The organism is Nocardia sp. Marseille-Q1738, from assembly GCF_965283145.1.
In genome coordinates, this window is the sequence record NZ_CBDIMS010000010.1 from 87,891 (window position 1) to 103,979 (window position 16,089).

Here is a 16,089-nt window from a genome sequence, read left to right on the forward strand (position 1 = left end):
CGCGCGTCGCGCATGCCGGAGCCGAGTGCCGTCGCGGCGGGGGCATGAGCACTACGGTGACCGCGGGTGGGCGGGGGTACCGAGTCCGAGTGGGTTGGCGTGCCGTCTTGGCCCTGCTCGCGGCGATCCTGCTGGCCGGGTCGGCAGCGTGTGGCGCCGACGGCGCGGCTTCGCACGGTGGGCACGGGCCGGCGACGGCGACCCTCGCCGATCTGGACCCGGTGCCGATCGGGCCGGAGCCGACGCCGACGCTGCCGGTGACGGTGCGCTCGTTCGACGGCGGCGACGTCACCGTCACCGACGCGAGCCGCATCATCGCCGTGGACCGCTACGGCACCCTCGCCCAGATCGTCTACGCGCTCGGGTTGGGGCCGAAGCTGGTGGGGCGCAGTACCTCCGCGGCGTTTCCCGCGGTGCGGGACGTGCCGAACGTGGCAGGCGGCAATGGGTCGCTGAACGTGGAATCGGTGCTGGCGCTGCGGCCTTCGGTGTTCCTGACCGACACCACCAGTGCCGCGCCCGCGGTGCGGGAGCAGTTGCGCGCGGCCGGTGTGACGGTCGTCTACTTCGACCCACAGCGCACGATGGACGGGGTGGTGCCGCAGATCGAGGCGGTCGCGGGCGCGCTGGGCGTGCCCGAGCGCGGACAGGCGCTGGCGCAGCGCACCCGCGACGAGATCGCCGCCGCCAGCGCCGCCGTACCCGCCCAGGACCCGCCGCTGACCATCGCGTTCCTGTATCTGCGTTCCACGGCCATCACGATGCTCGCCGGGCCGGGTTCGGGCGCGGACGCGTTGATCGCGGCGCTGGGCGCGCGGGACGCGGGCACGGTGGCCGGGCTGAAAGAGCCGTTCACCGCGATCACCAGCGAGGCGATGATCGGTACGGCGCCGGATGTGCTGCTGGTGATGTCGGACGGGCTGAAGTCCGTCGGCGGGGTCGAGGGACTGCAGAAGGTGCCCGGCATCGCGCAGACCCCGGCCGGGCGGGACCGGCGGGTGGTGGACATGTCCGATGCGGTGCTGCTGAGTTTCGGGCCCAACACCGGCCGGGTGATCGCGGCACTGAGCGAGGCCGTGTACGGCACCGGGCACGCATGAGCGAGCGAAGCGAGCGAACCATCAACACAGCCGCCGATGCGGTCATGGCGGAGCCGAGCGCCAGCGAGGCGCAGGCATGAGCGAGCGAAGCGAGCGAACCATCAACACAGCCGCCGATGCGGTCATGGCGGAGCCGAGCGCCAGCGAGGCGCAGGCATGAGCGCTATGACAGCGGCGCGACCGGTTTCCCCCGCGCCGAAGTCACGGCGCCGCTCGCAGGTGCTGGTCGTATTCGCGGTCGCGGTGGCCGGGCTGGTCGCGCTGGCGGTCGTGTCGGCGGCGATCGGGCAGGTGCCGACCACCCCGGCCGAGGTGGCGGGCAGCGTGCTGCACCGGATCGGGCTGGACCTCGGTCCGATGCCCGCGCATCCCTCCGGCGAGGTGACATTGTGGCAGGTGCGGTTCCCGCGGGTGGTGCTGGCGATGCTGGTCGGTGCGGCGCTGGCGACAGCGGGTGCGTTGTTGCAGGGAGTGTTCGCCAATCCGCTGGCCGAGCCCGGTGTGATCGGGGTGTCGGCGGGTGCCGCGGTCGGCGCGGGCACGGTGATCGTGGTGGGTGGTGCCTTCGTGGCGGCGTGGTCGGTGGCGGCGGCCGCGTTTGTCGCCGGGTTGGCGACCACGCTGCTGGTGTATGTGCTGGCGCGCGCGAACGGGCGTACCGAGGTCGTCACGCTGGTGCTCACCGGTGTCGCGATCAACGCCTTCGCGGGCGGGGTGATCGCGCTGCTGCTGTTCGTGGCGTCTCCGGCCGCCCGCGATCAGATCGTGTTCTGGCAGCTGGGGTCGCTCAACGGTGCGAGCTGGGAATCCGTGGGCGTGGTGGCGCCGCTGGCCGCGGTGGGCGTGGCCGCGGCGGTGCTGCTGGCGCCGCGGCTGGATCTGCTGGCCCTCGGTGAGTCCGCCGCCCGTCATCTCGGTGTCGACGTGGAGCGGCTGCGCCGCAATGTGATCGTTGTCGTCGCGGTCCTGGCCACCGCCGGTGTCGCGTTCACCGGCATCATCCTGTTCGTCGGGCTCATCGTCCCGCACCTGGTCCGCATGCTGGTCGGCCCCGCCCACCGCGTCCTGATCCCGCTCAGCACCATCGTCGGCGCGGTGGTGCTGCTGGCCGCCGATGTCTGCGCCCGCTCCCTGGTCGACAACGCCGACCTGCCACTGGGCATGCTCACCTCCCTCATCGGCGGCCCTGTCTTCTTCTGGCTGCTGCGGCGCACCCGAGCCCGCTCGGGAGGCTGGGCATGATCCCGGCCGGCTTCGCCGAACGGCACATGGCTGTACGGGGATCAGGAGGAGATCGGTGAGGGTGCGGTCGGTGTTGGTGCGGCCACATGAGCTGCCGGAGGCGCCGAAGCCGGGGGCGGTCACGGTACGCGCGGCGGCCGTGAGCGTGGATCGGCGTGGCGGCGGCGGGCAGCCGCGGCGGGTGCTCGACGGGATCGACTTCGAAGCCGTCGCGGGGCAGGTCGTCGCACTCGTCGGGCCCAATGGCGCGGGTAAGTCGACGCTGTTGGCCGCGCTGGCCGGGGAGTTGGCGCTCAGCGAAGGCGTCGTGGAACTCGACGGGCAGCCGTTGACACACTGGACGACGCTGGACATGGCGCGGCGGCGCGCGGTGCTGCCGCAGACCCACACCGTCGGCTTCCCGTTCACCGCACGAGAAGTGGTCGCGATGGGCCGCGCGCCCTGGGTGCGCACCGAGCGTCGCGAACTCGACGACGAGCAGATCGCCGCCGCGATGGCCGCCACCGACGTGGAACACCTTGCCGCCCGGTCGTTTCCGACGCTGTCGGGCGGTGAACGCGCCCGGGTCGCGCTGGCCCGCGTGCTGGCCCAGGACACCGCGACGCTGCTGTTGGACGAGCCGACCGCGGCGCTGGATCTCGGTCATCAGGAAGCCGTGCTGCGATTGGCCACCGATCGCGCCGCGGCGGGTGCGGCCGTGGTGGTGGTCCTGCACGACCTCGGGATCGCCGCCGCCTACGCCGACCGCGTCGCGGTGATCGAATCCGGCCGCATCGCCGCCGACGGCCCGCCCCGCGAGGTGCTCACCACCGACCTGCTCACTCGCGTCTACCAGCACCCGGTGGAGGTTCTCGACCACCCCGTGACGGGTGCTCAACTGGTGCTGCCGGTGCGTCGCTGACCGCTCGGATCGGCTGCCGCGGCCCTACCGCCAGATCAGTTTCAGGACCGCGGGTGTCAGCAGCATGCGGATCACGGTGGCGTCCAGGATCAGCGCCGCGATCATGCCGTAGGCGATGTATTTCATCAGCACCAGATCGGAGAACCCGAACGCGCCGGTGACCACGATGAGGATGGCGGCGGCGGAGGTGATCACTCCGCCGGTGTGGGCGATGCCGTAGCGGATCGCCTCCGGCGCGTCTGCGCCCGCGGCGCGCGCCTCCGATATCCGCGACAGCAGGAAGACCTCGTAGTCGGTGGACAGTCCGAACACCACCGTCACGATCAACGCCAGCACCGCGAACATCAATGGCCCCGGTGTGAAGTGGAACAGGCCCGCGCCGTGGCCTTCGACGAACACCCAGGTCAGCACGCCGAGGGTGGAGATGAGGCTGAGCGCGCTCATCGCGACGGCCTTCACCGCGAGCACGATCGAACCGAACGCGGCGTACAGCAGTGCCAGCGCCGCCGCCACCAGGATCGCCAGCAGCAGCGGCAGGCCGTCGAGCAGACCGTTGATGCTGTCGCGCTCGAGTGCGGGCACTCCGGCGACCATCACCCGCGCCCCGGGCGGCTCGGGGATCGCGCGCAACGCGGCGATCACCCGGTCGGCGTCGCGTTTGTCGGCCAGCCCGGCGGCGAGCACGTTGATGCCGTCCTTGGTCGCCGCCGCGGGTTCGAAGCGCCCGGTCAAGCCGGGGATCTGATTGGCGGCGTAGCGGATGTCGCCGAGTTGCCGCGGGTCGGCGCCGACCACGACGAGTTTCAGCGGTTCGGTGCGGAAGCTGGGAAACAACTCGTCGAAACGTTCCTGCGCCACCCGCGCCGGACTGTCCTCGGCCAGATACCGTTCGCTGAGTCCGCCGAACTCGATGTGCCGCAGCGGGATACTGAGGGCGAGCAATGCGAGCACGATCGGTACGGCCACCGCCAGCGGCCGGCGCATCGCCCACACGGCCAGCCGGGAGAAGAATCCGGTGTCGATCTGCGCTTCGGTTTTGCTGCGGGAGAAGCGTTTCCAGCCCAGGAAGTCGATGCGGTGCCCGATGATGCTCAATGCCGCGGGCAGCGCGGTCACCGACAGCAGTGCCGCGAGCAGCACCGAGCTGATGCCGCCGAGCGGCACCGAGCGCAGGACCCCGTTCGGGAAGATGAACAGCGCGCCGAGGCTGATCGCGATGATGGCCGCCGAGAACAGCACCGTGCGTCCGGCGGTCGCGACGGTGCGGGCGGTGGCTTCTTCCACGTCGCGGCCCGCGGCGAGTTCTTCCCGGAACCGGGTGACGGTGAACAATCCGTAGTCGATCGCCAGCCCCAGGCTCACCAGGGTCATGACGGCGCTGGCGAAGACGTTGACGTCGATGTGGTCGGTCAGCAGACGCAGCCCGCCCTGGGTGCCCAGGATCGTCATGCCGCCGATCAGCACCGGCAGCAGCGCTCCGATCACGCCGCCGAACACGAAATACAGTCCGATCGCCACGATCGGCAGGGCGATCATTTCGGCGCGTCTGATGTCGCGCTGCATGCCGGTGTTGATGCCTTCGACGATCGGCTGCAACCCGGCCAGCTGCACTGTCGTGCCGCCCGGGCCGCCGCCGGCGCGTCCGGCGCCGAGATGGTCTTTGATGGCCGCGAAATTCTCGACGGTGGTGGTGCCGGAGCCGCGTAATCCGACGCTGGCGAACGCGTGGGTGCGGGTGGGGTCGGTGGCTTGGGCGGAAAACGGGCTGTCCCAATAACTGTCGATCTTCAGGATGCGATCGGGGTAGGTGGCCAGCAGAGCGGCGAGCTGGGCGGTGACCGGGCCGCGGACGGCGGGGTCGTCGACGGTGGTGCCGGTGGGGGCGGTGTAGAGCAGGATCAGGTCGCTGTCGGTGTCGCGGCCGAAGGTGCGGTCGGCCAGTTCGGCGGCGGCGACCGATTCGCTGCTCTCGTCGAACCAGCCCTCCTGGGTCAACCGGCCGGACAGGTCACGGCCGTACCAGCCCGACACCAGCACGAACAGGAGGAAGGCGGCGAGCACGAGGAAGCGGTTGCGGTGGACGAACCGTCCCCACCGCAGCGATCCCGGCGTGCGCATCGAGTCGGGGCCCGCCTCAGCCGCAGGCCGGGGTGCGGTAGTCGGCCGAACGCAGGATGCCGCACAGGTCGGTCCGCGAGATCCGCCACTTGCCGTCGATCAGCACGAAATGCACCACCGTGGTGCGCACGGCGGTGCCGGTGCCGTCCTTGTCCAGCCGCATGGTGGCGGTCAGGGTGCCGTCGTGGTTGTCGAACACCGGGTCGGTCACGCCGTAGACGGCGCGCGGATTGTCCTGCAACGCCCGGTACATGTCGGGGATGGCCTGGCGGAAGGCGTCACCGTCCTCGATGAGGGCGGTGCGTTCGCTGTCGGGCAGGGCCGGGTCCAGCGCGCGTTTGATCTGGGCGTCCAGTTCGGCGGCCGTCGGCAAGGGCGGGTGCGCGGCGCTGGAGGAGGCGGCGACCGAGGACGACAGCGACGCGTTCGCCGACGAGCGGGCGGCCGCGACGGCGGCGTCGTCCGGGCCGCTGTCGCAGCCGGCGAGCGGTGCCGCCAGCAGCAGGCACGCCGCGGCGAGCGCGGTCCGGGCGAGTCGTGTGTGGGTCATCACGTCCTACATACCGTCGATGACGGAGCTGATCCGTCCCAGCAGGGCCCGCACGGTCGTGACGTCCCGGTCGGTGGTGGCGTCGATCGTCGCGGCGTCGGGGATCATATCCCGCACCAGGGCGATGACACTGCGCTCGTCGTCGAGGTCGATGTCGGTGACGGTGGCTTCGGCGACCGCGAGCACGTCTTCCGGGCCGGGTACGGCGCTGTTGGGGTCGTGGCGGTAGATCTCCAGTGTGAGGGTCGCGCGGACGGTCCGGAACGCGAAGGGGTGACCGTCGGCGGTGGTGCCGAACCCGTGCGCGTACGGACCGACAGTGATGTCATCGACGGCAAACCCCGACGGATGGTCGGCTTTCAACCGGATCTCCCTGCATCGGACAGCGTGTGGACTCCACCGTAACTCCGATGACCGACATCGTGCTCGAGCCGACACCCCGGTCGGTCGGTTCAGTGCGTCATCATGGTCAGATGGTGAGGTTGCGGAAGATTCGTCGGTAGTTAGGAGCTCGGTGCATGCGCCCTCGCGGCTCGATCCTCTCGGCACTCGCGGGTGTGGCGGTGCTGGTGCTGCTGGCCGGATGCTCTTCTCGGACCGGCGGCGCGGACCTGCCGAGCAGGGATCCGGCCACCGCGGCGGTCGCGCCCGCGGTGACCACGCCGCCTGCGGGCCGGGTGCTGCCCGCCGGCCCGGTCGCCGCGCTGGAATCCGATCCCGGCACCGGGCTGCTGGCCGTGCTCGACGGCACCGCCCTCACGATCATCGACCCCGACGCCGCCCGGCCCTTGGTGCGCACCGTGACGCTGCCGGATCGCGCGAGCGGGCTCACCCCGGGCAGGCCCGGTGAAATGCTGGCGACCGCGCCGGGGCGGGTGCTGCGGGTGGATCTGGCCGGCGGCACGATCGGCGAGGTCGCCGTCGACGGCGACGTGCTGTCGGTGCTTCCGCGCCCGGACGGTGGGCTGCTGGTCGGTACCGGCGACGGCCGGGTGCTGGAGGTGGCGCCCGGCGGTGCGGTGACCGGGACGGTGTCCGGGCTGCTGGCGGCCGACGAACTCGCCGAGGCCGACGGCAAGCTGACTGTGCTCGACCGCCACCAAACCGCGATCTTCGAGGTCGACCTGGGTCGCGACCGGCTCGGATTGGCGTTGCGGGCCGGCGACGGCGCCACGCAGATGATCGGTGACCCGCGCGGCCGGTTCGTGGTCACCGACACCGCCGGTGGCGAACTGCTGGTCTACACTGCGGGACCGCTCGTGCTGCGTCAGCGTTTCCCGGTAGGATCTTCGCCTTACGCAGTTGCCTACGATCAGCGGTCCGACACCGTGTGGGTGACGTGTACGCAGCGCAACGAGGTCGTCGGGTTCGACCTGTCGACAGGTATACCGAAGGAAGTGGGACGCTACGCCACCGTCCGGCAACCGAACTCGGTGACCATCGAGCAACACACCGGGGACTTGTTCGTGGGATCCGCGACCGGCGACGGTCTGCAACGGATCGGTGCGGACGATCGGAAGAGAGGGCACTGATGGCTCGGACACCGCGCGCGGGTGACGATTCCGCGACATCCCCTGATCCGATAGCACACCGGCGGCGCGGGCACGCGCTGCCCGCGGGCTGGGAGACCACCAGCGACGACTACGAGTACGTGCCGCTGCGCCTGCCGCCGGATGTCACGCGGGTGACCGCGTCCATGCGGCTGGCGATCCAGGCCGAGTTCGGTGGCTGGGAGCTCTCGCGGGTGCGGGCCTACACCGACGGCAGCAGGCGGGTCCTGCTGCGGCGGCGAAAATCCGCACTACTACCCCAGCCCGAACCCGGAATGTGAGCCGATGTACGCCCTGCTACTCCGACTGATGTTCCTGGTCGCGCCGGAACGCATCCACCACCTCGTCTTCGCTGTCATGCGATTGGCCGCCTGGTGCTCCCCCGTGCGCTGGGCGATGAGCAAGATTCTCGTCACCAACGACCCGATTCTGCGCACCACCGCGTTCGGGGTCGAATTCCCCGCGCCGCTGGGGTTGGCCGCCGGATTCGACAAGAACGCCGACGGTGTCGACGCCTGGGCCCCGCTCGGGTTCGGCTTCGCCGAGATCGGCACCGTCACCGCCCAGCCGCAGCCCGGCAATCCCGCACCGCGACTGTTCCGGCTGCCCGCCGACCGGGCCCTGATCAACCGGATGGGTTTCAACAACCATGGCGCCGCCGCTGCCGCCGAACGGCTGCGCACCCGGCGCGGCGCAGTGCCGATCGGGGCGAATATCGGCAAGACGAAGGTCGTCGAACCGGACGCCGCCGCCGCCGACTACGCCACCAGCGCCGCCCTGCTCGGCCCGCTGGCTGATTTCGTCGTGGTCAACGTCAGCTCCCCCAATACCCCCGGCCTGCGGGATCTGCAGGCGGTCGAATCGCTGCGTCCGCTGTTGCGGGCGGTGCTGGACAGCGTGCGGGTGCCGGTGCTGGTGAAGATCGCTCCGGACCTGTCCGACGAGGACATCGACGCGGTCGCCGACCTGGCCGTCGAGCTGGGGCTGGCGGGTATCGTGGCCACCAACACCACCATTCGCCGCGACGGTCTGCGCACCGATCGGGACGAGGTCGCCGCCATGGGCGCGGGCGGTCTGTCGGGCCCGCCGGTCGCGGATCGCTCGCTGGAGGTGCTGCGCCGGTTGTACCGGCGGGTCGGTGACCGGCTGGTGCTGATCTCGGTCGGCGGTATCGAAACGGTCGACCAGGCGTGGGAACGCATCCTCGCCGGCGCGACGCTGCTGCAGGGCTACACCGGCTTCATCTACGGTGGCCCGTTCTGGATGCGCAGGATCCATCGCGGTCTGGCGCAGCGGTTGCGCGCCGGCGGCTACGGCAGCATCGGCGAAGCCGTCGGCGCGGAGCATACAGCGCACGCCTGAGCTCCAGCGCGGGTCAGCCGTGGACGAACGGGGGTTCGATCGTATGGGTGAGCGATCGGCGGCTGTGGGGGCCGTGCCCCGGTGGCGTCGGGTCCCCTTTCGGTCGCAACTCCTTCTCCAGCCGCGCCGCCATCCGCTTGGCCAGCAGGATCACCGCGTGTTCGCGCAGGATGCCCAGCTCGTCGGCGTAGACGTCGACGCGGGCCTGGGTCATCCGGTCGTGCACCATCTGCGGGTCGCTGAGTAGTTCGTCCAAGCGCATGCCCGCCAGCGCCTGGGCGCGGGTCAGCTGCCGGTCCGGCAGCCAGCTCAGGCGCCAGTCATCGGTGGTGTCGGTGTCCCGGTAGGCGGCTTCCGGGGTTATGTCGCTGGTCATCGTCCATTCGGTGGCGTGAATGGTCATCGCTGTCTCCGGTGCAACAGGTGGAGTGAGGCCGGCTCCAGGGTGCTGAGTTCGATGATCACGAATGCCTCCAGTCGTGCATCCGCTGGTACAGCGCGGTGGATGCGCTGCACCGTGATTTCTGCGGGTGTCGGCGTGGTGCGGCCGACGGGTCCGTGTGCCGGGCCGGGCGGCCCGGGGGGACGCCCGGCGGTGCGGGGCTTCGGGTGCGCCGGTCGGGTGAACCGGCATACCGGCCGGGTCGTGGCATGCTCACCCATTTCGGTGCGCCGTGGTTGATGGGGCTGTGATCGGCGGCGGGTATCGCCAGGCCGGTCGTGCCCGAGGAGATGGTGTCGCGCGTCGGTGAGCCCAGCCCCGTGCGGGGCGCGGCCGATGTCCGGGGCGCGGCCGTTGGGGGAATGCCTTCGCGCTGACGCGTGGCAGGCGATGACCAGGATGCGGTATTGCGGGGATGTCCGGCGGCTCGTTTAGTCCACCACCGACTTCGGCACCAGCTCGGTATCCGGTCCGGCGGAGCGGCGGTGCCGTCGTCGCCGAAGTTGCCGTATGCGGTGAATCATTCTCATCACCAGCCCTCCCGTGCCTGGTGGAGCGATGGGGATCGCCACATCCAGTGTGGCATTTGCCGTTCCCCGAGCGCAATTGCCGTTGTAATTTGGTAATTGACAATTTGCCCGCTGGTTAAACCCGATTTGCGTGGCCTATGTGCGCCCGACAGCGTCGGTGTCGCGCCGATCGAGGAGGGTCGCCCATGGTCCCGCAGGATTCGGGAATGGTTGCCGTTCGCAATATCCTCACCCGGTTGTGCAAACGGTCCGGCCTGAGCTCGGATCGGTTGCGTAGCACCGAAATCGACGTCCTGCCGCTGCTGGATCTGCTGGCCGTGCGCCAGTACGCGCGGCGTGCGGGCATCGACCGGGAAGAAGCGGTGCTGCCGCTGGTGCGCGATGTGGCCGGGCGCTTGGAGCCCACCGACCGGCTCATCGTCGACGCGGAACTGTCGTTGGGCCTGCTGCGCGAAAGTCCGCCTGCCGCTGTAGATCCCGAGCGGCTCTACGCTTCGGACCTGGGCGAGCGGCGCGAATACCTTGCGGATCGCTGGCGAGTGCTGCACGAAGCCGTTGGGGCGCAACCGATTCCCGTCGCACCGACGGTGCGCTCACTGCGCGGCGCGCCCGAGCGCAGAGCGTTCACCGCACTGGCCGCGCAGCTGGCCACGGCCTCGGTGTTCGACGGAGCGCACGTCGTCGACACCGGTGCGACCGCCTCGAAAAACGCTGCGGACGAATCGGATTCGTCGAGAACCTGCGGCGTGGTGACCGTGGTCGGCGACGCGGTCATCGACCACATGTACCTCGTCGATCGGATCCCCGGCCCGGGCGGCACCACTCGCGGCGGCTATGCGGAGCATCCCGGTGGCAAGGGACTCACCCGCGCGGTCGCCGCCGCGCGGCTGGGTTTGCGGGTGCGGCTGATCTCGGCGGTCGGTGACGACGACGCAGGCGGCCGCATCCTGGAATACCTGCGCAGCGAGCGGGTCGACACCGAACTGGTCAAAGTGGTGCCCTACGCGCCGACGCCGGTGACCGCGGTGATCGTCGCGGGCACCGGCGCGGCGAGCACGATCGGCTGCAAAGACGAGCGAATCCGGTTGAGCGCTCAGGATTTACGCAGCGACGCGATTCGCTCCGCGATCGCCACCTCGGATGCGGTACTGCTGACCTTCGAACAACCCACCGGGGTGATCGAGCAGATCATGGCGGATCTGCGCGGGCTGCGGTCCCGGCCGCTGGTGGTCGTGCATCCGGCGCCGCCGCTGGATCGCCCGCAGTACCTGTACCACCACCTCGGCGTGGTGGACTATCTGGTCGGCGGCGACAAGGACCTCGAGGCACTCGCCATGGTGCCCGACGGTGCCACAGCCTCCGGAGAAAAGACCGCCACGTTGTTGCGCGCGCTGGGTGTGCGCGCGGTGTGCGCGATCAAGGATTTCCGGTGCGCGGTGTGGTCGGACCAGCTCAGCGACCGGTTTCAGCCCTTCCCGACCGCCCTGGACGACTCGGTCGGCGCTCACGCTGCCTTCTCCGCGGCGCTGGTATATCGTCTCGTCTCGACGCGCCGCCCCGCCGCACGCAAGGACTACGTCTGGGCGACCGCCGCGATGGTGGCGACGCAATCGGTCGGGGACGTCCCGGGAGCAATGCCACTGGTGAGTGAGATCGAACGGATTTTCAGACTCGCTTCGGAGGAGCATTGACCCGAATTGTGGACCTTGCCGACACCGAGCACCGGTTCCGTCGCAAGGGGCATGATCTGCGTGTTCGCGTGGTGGAGCTGAACGGGGACGACGAGCGGGGACACCTGCTGCTGTTCGGTGGGCTCACCGATGGATGCCTGGTGCGGGTGCATTCGCGGTGCCTGTACGGCGAGGCGCTGCGGTCGCAGGACTGCGACTGCGGGCCGGAACTGGACAAGGCGCTGGATCTCATCCAGGCCGCGGGCGCAGGGGTGCTGGTCTATCTGGAGCAGGAAGGGCGTGGCGCGGGGCTGATCGCCAAGGCCATGGGGTATCGCGAAAGCGAGCGCTCCGGCGCCGACACCTTCACCAGCTACGAGAACCTCGGTTATCCCGCCGACGCCCGCACCTACTCCGCGACCGCCCGTGCCCTGGCCGAGCTGGGATTACGCTCGGTGCAACTGCTCACCAACAACCCCGCCAAGGTCGACGCGCTGCGGCAGGGAGGTCTGCGGGTCACCGCGGTGCCGTTGCGGACGCGGGCGCTCAGTGAGCGGGCTCGCGAGTACCTCGAAGCCAAGCGCACCAGGCGCAAGCACTGGATCCCGACCGATTCCGTGCCGTGGGCGGTCGAGGAGCCCTCCGGCGCCGATCGGACCGACGAGCCATTGGCGGTGGATCCGGTCCTCATCACGCCCGGCGAAACCGCCCGTCCCCGCCCCGGGTCCGCCTCGGCGGCGGATCTGATCGGCGCATAGAGGTTCTCGGTGTAAGAGCCACCACAATACTCGTGTCTCAACTACCATGAGTGAGCCGCGCCACATGTGGCGCGCCGACTCGCGAGAGACTGACAGGTTGTTCACCACATTCTGTCACTATTCGAGTCTCGGACCGGGCGTCGGTGAACACCGCGGTTCGGTCCATGCCAGAGATAGCGGGAACAGGGATATGACGACAACAGACATCGGATACGCACACCAATCGGGCAAAACGGTCTACACCGTGCCCGCGGCATTCCAGGAGACCGCGCGACTACGCCCCGACCAGATCGCCTTGCGCAAGGTGGGCGGCACCCAGCAATACACCTGGCGTGACTACGCCGAACGGGTGCGCTCCATCGCGGCGGGCCTGGCCGGCCTCGGCGTGCGCCACGGCGACACCGTCGGCATCATGCTCACCAACCGCCCCGAGTTCAACCTGGTCGACACCGCTGCACTGCACCTGGGCGCCACCCCGTTCTCGATCTACAACACCAGCTCCCCCGAGCAGATCACCCACCTGTTCACCAACGCGGGCAACAAAGTCGTGGTCACCGAACAGGTTTTCCTCGACCGCATCACCGCCGCGGGTGTGCCGATCGAGCACATCATCATGGTCGACGGCCCTGCCGAAGGCACCATCACCCTCGAACAGGTCGAGGCAGCACCCGCCGCCGAGTTCGATTTCGACGCCGCGTGGCAGGCCGTCCAAGCCGACGACCTGGCCACCCTGATCTACACCTCCGGCACCACGGGCCCGTCCAAGGGCGTGGAGATCACCCACCGCAACGTGCTCGCCCAGATCATCGCGCTGGTCAACGGCCCGCTCCAGGTCGGCTTGGACGATCGCGCCGTGTCCTACCTGCCCGCCGCGCACGTCGCCGACCGGATCTCCGGCCACGCGATCAACCTGCTCACCGGCATCCAGATCACCACCGTGCCCGACCCGCGTGAGGTCGCCGCGGCCCTGCCCGACGCGCGCCCGACCATCTTCTTCGGCGTGCCGCGGGTGTGGCAGAAGATCAAGGCGGGCGTCGAGGGCAGGCTCGCCGCCGAACCGAGCCCGGTGAAGAAGGCGCTGGCCAACTGGGCGATCAGCACCGGAATCGCGGCCGCGCGTGCGGATCTGGCCGGAAAGGGTCGCGGCCCCCTGCTGAGCGTGCAGCACGCGATCGCCGAAGCCCTCGTGTTGTCCAAGCTGCGGCACGCGCTCGGGTTGGATCAGCTGCGGGTCGCCTCCTCCGGCGCGGCCCCGATTCCGCCGGAGACCCTGGAGTACTTCCTCGGGCTCGGCTTCACCGTCAGCGAGGTCTGGGGCATGTCGGAGACCACCGGCGTGGGCACCTTCACCGAACTGGACAAGCCGCGGCCCGGTTCGGTCGGGCGCCCGGTGGACGGCATGGAACTGCGGCTGGACGCCGACGGCGAGGTGCTGGTCCGCGGTCCGATCGTCACCCGCGGCTACCGCAACATGCCGGACAAGACCGCCGAAGCCATCGACTCCGACGGCTGGCTGCACACCGGCGATATCGGCACCCTCGACGCCGACGGCTACCTGCGCATCGTGGACCGCAAGAAGGAACTGATCATCAACGAGGCGGGCAAGAACATCGCGCCCTCCAATATCGAGAACGCCGTCAAGGCCGCCTCCTCGCTGATCGGCCAAGCCGTCGCGATCGGCGACGCCAAGCCCTACATCGCCGCCCTGATCGTGCTCGACCCCGACGTCGCCGCCCTGCGCGCCAAGGAACTCGACGCCACCGGCGAGGACATCGCCACCCTGGCCACTCGCCGCGAGATCGTCGACGAGGTGCTGGCCGCGGTGCAGGCGGGCAACGCCAAGCTGTCGCGGGTGGAGCAGATCAAGCGGTTCACCATCCTCGGTGCCGTCTGGGAGCCCGGCGGGGACGAGCTGACGCCGAAGATGTCGCTCAAGCGCGTCCCGATCGCGACCAAGTACCGGGCCGAGGTCGAGTCGCTGTATGCCAAGGAGCCCTCCGACCGGGTCGTCAACGTCACGTAGATTCCACCGGAAAGCACTGTGGCCCTGGGCATTCCGTTCAGGGCCACAGTCGTCGAGGCTGCTGCGGGGTGGCCGGTGGAGGAGTCGCGCCGACGTGCTACCGCGTCACCTCCCGACGCGGGCAGGCTATGGTCACGAAATGTATTGGAACCCAGTGGCGACGGTCGTCGCTTCGGCAGAGCTACCGGTGATCGGTTCCCAGCACCGTACTCTGGGCAATCCCGGCGACTACCTGCGTGGTCTGTGGCAGGAACGCGACTGGCGCAACGTACCCGGCCCTTTCTACGGCGCCGACACCGATAACTGCTGGGTAGGCAGATTGATCGCCCCGGACCACATCCTCTACGAGGACGGCAACGGCAGCGAAGTAGTGTTCCGTCAGCCACGAAACGCCCATGAAACGCAACTGCTGTTGTCCGCCGCGTGGTCCGACCCCTACTGCGGCTACGCCTACGACGGTGACGACCACTGGACCCTCGAACTGGTCCGTGACTGGTGGGCCGACCGCGCGAAGCTCGCTGAATGGCTCAGCGCTCTCGAACGCGAATGGTCTGCCCACGACCGCGACCAGGAGCGTGAAGCCGCACAGGGGTTACGCGCCTACTCGAGCTACCTGGATACCGGGCTCGAAACCTACCTGCGGGAGTACGCGTTCTGGCTCGATAACCGCCGCCCTGCGCAACCACATGAGGCGCTGCCGGATCTGAGCAGCTGACTCCCGCTCGAAGAGGAAGCTGCGCTGATGGACACCGTCGATTCAGCGGCGGCGCAGTGACGGGTCGAGCAGGGCGGGTGGAGTGTCGAACTTTTCGTGTGCCGCAAGGTCGACGCCAGGAGCGACGATCGCGTCGATCGCGTCGAGCACGTCGGCGGACAGCACGGTGTCCGCTGCGGCCAGCTGTGAATGCAGATGGTCCAGCGTGCGGGGGCCGATGATCGCGCTGGTCACGCCGCGGTGTGCGGTAACGAATCCGAGCGCGAGCTGGATCATCGTCAGACCGGCCTCGTCGGCGACCTTGGCCAGCTGCTCGACCGCGTCGAGCCTGGCGCGGTTGGACGCAGTCGAGGTGTCGAAGCGCTCCGGCAGGACCGTCGAACGGTGGGTGGTGATTTCCTGGCCCTCGCGGATCGCGCCGGACAGCCAGCCCGAGGCCAATGGGCTCCATACGAGCACACCGAGTCCGTATTGCTCGGTAACGGGCAGGACATGGGCCTCGATGCCGCGCTGCAGGATGGAGTAGCTGGGTTGTTCGGTGACGTACCGGCTCAGCTGGTTGTCTCGGGCGGCCCATTGAGCTTGCACGATGCGGTACGCGGGAAAGGTCGAGGAGCCGAAGTAACGGATCTTTCCCGCGCGCTGCAGGTCGGTCAACGCCGAGAGCGTCTCCTCGTCGCTGGTGCTCGGGTCCCACCGGTGGATCTGGTAGAGATCGACGTGGTCGACACCGAGACGGCGCAGGCTGTGGTCGAGCTCGGTGACCAGCCAGCGGCGCGAGCTGCCCTGATGGTTGCGCTCGTCGCCCATCGGCAGGCTCGCCTTCGTGGCCAGCACGATGTCGTCGCGGCGGCCGGCGATGGCCTTGCCGACCATCTCTTCGGACTCTCCGTCGCTGTACCAGTCGGCGGTGTCGATGAGATTGATCCCGGCATCCAAGGCGGCATCGACGATGCCGGTGGCTTCGTCCTGGGTCGTGCGCCCGATTCGGCCGAAGTTCATCGCGCCGAGCACGAGCGAGCTGACCTGCACACCGGTGCGGCCCAAGGTGCGGTACTGCATGACTGTGTTTCCCTCTTTTGCGGGCTGGGTGCCTTATCGCCGTGTATGGCTTGGTTGTGGGTCATC

General features: G+C 69.4%; 15 protein-coding genes. 10 read left to right on the forward strand and 5 right to left on the reverse strand.

Annotation, left to right across the window (positions count from 1 at the left end; all coding sequences use genetic code 11):
• Positions 1-44: 44 nt before the first annotated feature.
• The 3 genes from ACWPXK_RS28420 (at position 45) to ACWPXK_RS28430 (ending at position 3,243) form a co-directional block, all read left to right on the forward strand.
• Complete coding sequence (locus ACWPXK_RS28420; protein ID WP_454199349.1) at positions 45-1,100, forward strand: heme/hemin ABC transporter substrate-binding protein; 1,056 nt, start codon at positions 45-47, stop codon at positions 1,098-1,100.
• Positions 1,101-1,256: 156 nt separating this feature from the next.
• A complete protein-coding gene (locus ACWPXK_RS28425; RefSeq protein ID WP_454199241.1) occupies positions 1,257-2,342 on the forward strand; it encodes a FecCD family ABC transporter permease in 1,086 nt (361 codons plus the stop codon).
• Between the two features lie 55 nt (positions 2,343-2,397).
• A complete protein-coding gene (locus tag ACWPXK_RS28430; RefSeq protein ID WP_454199242.1) occupies positions 2,398-3,243 on the forward strand; it encodes a heme ABC transporter ATP-binding protein in 846 nt (281 codons plus the stop codon).
• A 24-nt stretch (positions 3,244-3,267) separates the two neighbouring features.
• Here ACWPXK_RS28430 and ACWPXK_RS28435 read toward each other — a convergent pair whose 3' ends face one another.
• From ACWPXK_RS28435 to ACWPXK_RS28445, 3 genes are read right to left on the reverse strand one after another with little or no spacing between them, the layout of a single operon-like run.
• Positions 3,268-5,361 (reverse strand): MMPL family transporter, encoded by a 2,094-nt coding sequence (locus ACWPXK_RS28435; protein ID WP_454199243.1) that lies wholly within the window; start codon positions 5,359-5,361, stop codon positions 3,268-3,270.
• A 16-nt stretch (positions 5,362-5,377) separates the two neighbouring features.
• The gene (locus tag ACWPXK_RS28440) at positions 5,378-5,911 is read right to left on the reverse strand and encodes a hypothetical protein (RefSeq protein WP_454199244.1); all 534 of its coding nucleotides are present in this window, start codon (positions 5,909-5,911) and stop codon (positions 5,378-5,380) included.
• 6 nt (positions 5,912-5,917) lie between these two features.
• On the reverse strand, positions 5,918-6,274 hold the full coding sequence (locus tag ACWPXK_RS28445; RefSeq protein ID WP_454199245.1) for a hypothetical protein: 357 nt from the start codon (positions 6,272-6,274) through the stop codon (positions 5,918-5,920).
• Between the two features lie 155 nt (positions 6,275-6,429).
• Between ACWPXK_RS28445 and ACWPXK_RS28450 the strand changes: the two genes are divergently transcribed.
• The 3 genes from ACWPXK_RS28450 to ACWPXK_RS28460 are packed head-to-tail and all read left to right on the forward strand — an operon-like array spanning position 6,430 to position 8,823.
• Complete coding sequence (locus ACWPXK_RS28450) at positions 6,430-7,443, forward strand: YncE family protein (protein WP_454199246.1); 1,014 nt, start codon at positions 6,430-6,432, stop codon at positions 7,441-7,443.
• Entirely contained in the window at positions 7,443-7,742 is a 300-nt protein-coding gene (locus tag ACWPXK_RS28455) for a DUF5703 family protein (protein ID WP_454199247.1), read from the forward strand. Before ACWPXK_RS28450 ends, ACWPXK_RS28455 begins: the two co-directional genes overlap by 1 nt.
• 4 nt (positions 7,743-7,746) lie before the next feature.
• Complete coding sequence (locus tag ACWPXK_RS28460; protein WP_454199248.1) at positions 7,747-8,823, forward strand: quinone-dependent dihydroorotate dehydrogenase; 1,077 nt, start codon at positions 7,747-7,749, stop codon at positions 8,821-8,823.
• Positions 8,824-8,836: 13 nt separating this feature from the next.
• Here ACWPXK_RS28460 and ACWPXK_RS28465 read toward each other — a convergent pair whose 3' ends face one another.
• Complete coding sequence (locus tag ACWPXK_RS28465; protein WP_454199249.1) at positions 8,837-9,226, reverse strand: hypothetical protein; 390 nt, start codon at positions 9,224-9,226, stop codon at positions 8,837-8,839.
• A 775-nt stretch (positions 9,227-10,001) separates the two neighbouring features.
• Here ACWPXK_RS28465 and ACWPXK_RS28470 point away from each other — a divergent pair.
• The 4 genes from ACWPXK_RS28470 (at position 10,002) to ACWPXK_RS28485 (ending at position 14,961) form a co-directional block, all read left to right on the forward strand.
• Positions 10,002-11,486, forward strand: coding sequence for a PfkB family carbohydrate kinase (locus ACWPXK_RS28470; RefSeq protein ID WP_454199250.1), 1,485 nt, complete (start codon positions 10,002-10,004; stop codon positions 11,484-11,486).
• Positions 11,483-12,223: a GTP cyclohydrolase II gene (locus ACWPXK_RS28475; protein WP_454199251.1), complete on the forward strand. Its 741-nt coding sequence runs from the start codon at positions 11,483-11,485 to the stop codon at positions 12,221-12,223. The genes ACWPXK_RS28470 and ACWPXK_RS28475 overlap by 4 nt, the downstream gene beginning before the upstream one ends.
• 190 nt (positions 12,224-12,413) lie before the next feature.
• Positions 12,414-14,246, forward strand: coding sequence for an AMP-dependent synthetase/ligase (locus ACWPXK_RS28480; RefSeq protein WP_454199252.1), 1,833 nt, complete (start codon positions 12,414-12,416; stop codon positions 14,244-14,246).
• A gap of 139 nt (positions 14,247-14,385) precedes the next feature.
• Positions 14,386-14,961, forward strand: a complete 576-nt coding sequence (locus ACWPXK_RS28485; RefSeq protein ID WP_454199253.1) for a ferredoxin — start codon at positions 14,386-14,388, stop codon at positions 14,959-14,961.
• 42 nt (positions 14,962-15,003) lie between these two features.
• Here ACWPXK_RS28485 and ACWPXK_RS28490 read toward each other — a convergent pair whose 3' ends face one another.
• Positions 15,004-16,023: an aldo/keto reductase gene (locus tag ACWPXK_RS28490; protein ID WP_454199254.1), complete on the reverse strand. Its 1,020-nt coding sequence runs from the start codon at positions 16,021-16,023 to the stop codon at positions 15,004-15,006.
• Positions 16,024-16,089 lie beyond the last annotated feature (66 nt).

What these genes read in the sequence shown, in the direction of transcription:
- ACWPXK_RS28435 (WP_454199243.1), bottom strand. Translation starts at nt 5,361, where the DNA reads ATGCGCACGCCGGGATCGCTGCGGTGGGGACGGTTCGTCCACCGCAAC.
- ACWPXK_RS28420 (WP_454199349.1), top strand. Translation starts at nt 45, where the DNA reads ATGAGCACTACGGTGACCGCGGGTGGGCGGGGGTACCGAGTCCGAGTG.
- ACWPXK_RS28425 (WP_454199241.1), top strand. Translation starts at nt 1,257, where the DNA reads ATGAGCGCTATGACAGCGGCGCGACCGGTTTCCCCCGCGCCGAAGTCA.
- ACWPXK_RS28470 (WP_454199250.1), top strand. Translation starts at nt 10,002, where the DNA reads ATGGTTGCCGTTCGCAATATCCTCACCCGGTTGTGCAAACGGTCCGGC.
- ACWPXK_RS28455 (WP_454199247.1), top strand. Translation starts at nt 7,443, where the DNA reads ATGGCTCGGACACCGCGCGCGGGTGACGATTCCGCGACATCCCCTGAT.
- ACWPXK_RS28480 (WP_454199252.1), top strand. Translation starts at nt 12,414, where the DNA reads ATGACGACAACAGACATCGGATACGCACACCAATCGGGCAAAACGGTC.
- ACWPXK_RS28485 (WP_454199253.1), top strand. Translation starts at nt 14,386, where the DNA reads ATGTATTGGAACCCAGTGGCGACGGTCGTCGCTTCGGCAGAGCTACCG.
- ACWPXK_RS28465 (WP_454199249.1), bottom strand. Translation starts at nt 9,226, where the DNA reads ATGACCATTCACGCCACCGAATGGACGATGACCAGCGACATAACCCCG.
- ACWPXK_RS28460 (WP_454199248.1), top strand. Translation starts at nt 7,747, where the DNA reads ATGTACGCCCTGCTACTCCGACTGATGTTCCTGGTCGCGCCGGAACGC.
- ACWPXK_RS28490 (WP_454199254.1), bottom strand. Translation starts at nt 16,023, where the DNA reads ATGCAGTACCGCACCTTGGGCCGCACCGGTGTGCAGGTCAGCTCGCTC.
- ACWPXK_RS28440 (WP_454199244.1), bottom strand. Translation starts at nt 5,911, where the DNA reads ATGACCCACACACGACTCGCCCGGACCGCGCTCGCCGCGGCGTGCCTG.
- ACWPXK_RS28450 (WP_454199246.1), top strand. Translation starts at nt 6,430, where the DNA reads ATGCGCCCTCGCGGCTCGATCCTCTCGGCACTCGCGGGTGTGGCGGTG.